The organism is Sphingomonas sp. IC-11 (assembly GCF_021043365.1).
Lineage (GTDB): Bacteria > Pseudomonadota > Alphaproteobacteria > Sphingomonadales > Sphingomonadaceae > Sphingomonas.
Genome location: NZ_JAJNDU010000013.1, coordinates 1 through 809, shown reverse-complemented (window position 1 = coordinate 809; position 809 = coordinate 1). Strand labels below are relative to the sequence as shown.

2 tRNA genes are annotated in these 809 nt (G+C 57.8%); both read right to left on the bottom strand.

Annotated elements, in window-relative coordinates:
- Positions 1-493: 493 nt before the first annotated feature.
- Positions 494-569, bottom strand: a tRNA-Ala gene (locus LQ954_RS16050).
- 14 nt (positions 570-583) lie between these two features.
- Positions 584-660, bottom strand: a tRNA-Ile gene (locus LQ954_RS16045).
- Positions 661-809: the final 149 nt, after the last annotated feature.

The window sequence follows — 809 nt, the reverse complement described above, 5'->3', positions numbered from 1 at the left end:
CTGTACATGCCAAGGCATCCACGAATTGCCCTTACCTCACGCTTGAGAGTCCACACCACCAACGACAACACTGGATCGCCTCCCGAAAGAGGGCGACACGAAACTCGGCAGAGCAGTGTAGCGTGGTATGCTCGGTGTGGATGATAAATCTCAGCCAGATTATTGTAGAGATATAGAATTGGACGCCTCGAACCGGCGTAGCCAGTCCGCTGCAGGCTGAAGCCCTTGGCGAACCGCTTTCGCGATCCTCATCGTCTCAAACCCATACCGCCACGGCATCGATTTTAAGAACCCATTCACAATGTCAAAGAAGGCCGTCGCGGCCTTAACCTCATGGTCGCCCATGAGGATCTCGTGTCTTCATCTTCTGGATTTCGGCAGAGCGTTCAACCGCCGCGGCAAGGCCGCGTCGTCAGACCTGCTGCTTGCAGCAGGCTGGCCGTGCTCGCAGCGTGGAAATTAGCTTCGCTAATCTCACTCGCTTGCTGCGCAGTGGTGGAGCCTATCGGGATCGAACCGATGACCTGATGCTTGCAAAGCAACCGCTCTCCCAGCTGAGCTAAGGCCCCGCTACACGCGCAGATGGTGGGCCGAGTAGGAGTTGAACCTACGACCTCACGCTTATCAGGCGTGCGCTCTAACCACCTGAGCTACCGGCCCATCCGCGCCATCGCCGGCCATAAAGGCCGCAGGCGGCGTGAGCCAGCTCAGGCTGCATCCCCACGGGTGGGGATGTTCCAGATGATGAAGGGACATGAGGACGGCGGCAATGTTCTTTGGAATGGAGGAAGCTCTTCCACGGTCAGAAG